The 1,783-nt window shown below is 67.9% G+C and carries 1 protein-coding gene; it reads right to left on the minus strand.

Features of this window, described 5'->3' with window-relative positions:
- Positions 1–98 precede the first annotated feature (98 nt).
- On the minus strand, positions 99–1,295 hold the full coding sequence (locus K2Z83_RS25255) for a serine hydrolase (RefSeq protein ID WP_220597945.1): 1,197 nt from the start codon (positions 1,293–1,295) through the stop codon (positions 99–101).
- Between the last annotated feature and the right edge of the window lie 488 nt (positions 1,296–1,783).

The raw sequence follows: 1,783 nt of genomic DNA on the forward strand, positions 1-1,783 counted from the left end.
CGGGCGCTGCGGTGGTGAGCCTACACACCTCATTGCTGGCGTGGTGTAACGCGCATGCTCGCTTGTTGGCCGCGGCCGAAGCACGCGCCAGCGCCGATCTACGGCGCAGATGCCGCCGGTTGGGCCAGGGTGCCATGCGCCGCAAGCACCTGGAGCGCACCGGTCACGAGCTTATTTGGGTCGGCCTCCTCGCGCGTGAAGGCCGCCGCGATGGTGACTCCGCTGCCGGGGAAGTACCACATCGCGCTGCGGTACCCTTCCAGCAAGCCGGTGTGCCCGAGCGCCAGGCGCGCCTCCGGGGGGAGGCCCGGCGCGGGCAAGGTGCGCTGCATCACCCCGAGGCCGTACGCGAAGTCCGCGCCCCCCCAGGCGCCGCCGGTCGGCTCACAGACAAGCATCATATTCAAGGTCGCTGGCTGGAGCAGCGCGCCCCACATCAGCCCCTGGGTAAAGCGCGTGAGGTCTGTGACAGTCGCGCTGAGCCCGCCGGCCGCCCAGGTGATCGACATATTCAGGGCGGTGCGGTCGGCTCCGCCCCCATAGCCGTGGGCGATATCGCCGGGGTCGGCGCTCGGCGGCGACAGGGCGGTGCCGCTCAGTCCCAGGGGCGTAATAATACGCTGCTGGAGCTCCTGCTCCAAGGGGTGATGCGTGACCTGCTCGATGATCAGGCCCAGCAGGATGTAGTTGGTGTTGGAGTAGGCCCAGCGCCCAGGTGCCCCAGGCGCAAACAGCCGAGGGTGACGCAGCGCCTCAGCGACTAGCTCCTCTGGGGTCCACTGATGATCCGGGTGCTGATGCGCGCGGGCGATCAGGTCGTCGGTGAGGTAGTCGGGCACCCCACTGGTGTGGCTGAGGAGCTGGCGGACGGTGATCTGCTCGCCCCCCGGGACGAGCCCCGGCACCCAGTGCGCGACGCTGTGGTCAAGTAACAGCCATCTCTCTTGGACGAGCTGGAGGGCGACGGCGGCGACGAAGGGCTTGGTGATGCTGCCCACGCGCACGCGGGCGTCTGGGGCGAGCGGCGTGCCGGTGGTGAGATCGGCCACCCCACGGGCGCTGCGGTAGACATCACCGTTCGGCAGGGCGACGGCGAGCAGCGCGCCTGGCGCGCCGGTGTCAGCCCGCGCCGCCTCAACGAGGTGGTCCAGGTCGGCGACAAGGTCTGGCCCGAGCGCGGAGGCTGCGGGGAGTGCGCCTGGCGATAGTGCGGCGGCGGGCGCAGTCGGCAGGGCGATCAGCATGAGCAGCATGAGCAGCGGCAGGAGGGTGCGGTGAAGGGGCGCACGAGCCATGAGGAGAGCCCTCTCTCGGTCGTCAGGTGCCTCAGTGGCGCACGTGTCTTGCGCCGTGCTATCGCGCTGAGCAGCGGTCATTCGCCGTTGTGAACCTACGATACCATAAAAAGGCAATACCGCAGAACTCGCCCTGTGCGCCGCCACTGCCGGGGCTCTGAAGCCCCCGGCTAGGTTCTCCGAAGGCCGCCTGCGAGGCCTCGATCAGCCCGCGCAGGCGGCCTTCGCAGACCGTAGCCCGCCCGTTTACGGGCCGGGCGCGCGAGGGTGATAGGGTGACTTCTGCGGTATTGCATAAAAAGACTCCTCGCTTGTTGCGAGGATGGCACCACCACGGTGCGGGGACTGCCTGCTTTAGCTGGCGGGGGAAGCACCGGGAAGAGCGCCCTGTTGCGTGGAATCGTAACGCGTCGAAAGAGCAGGTACAAGCTGTCGCGTTTACGCGACAGTAGATGACAAAAAGGAGAAGGCAAAAAGATTGGTTAGCG

It is taken from the genome of Oscillochloris sp. ZM17-4, assembly GCF_019599295.1.
Taxonomy (GTDB): domain Bacteria; phylum Chloroflexota; class Chloroflexia; order Chloroflexales; family Chloroflexaceae; genus Oscillochloris.

Excerpts from the sequence above, each read along its gene's own strand:
- K2Z83_RS25255 (WP_220597945.1), bottom strand. The coding sequence starts at position 1,295 with ATGGCTCGTGCGCCCCTTCACCGCACCCTCCTGCCGCTGCTCATGCTG.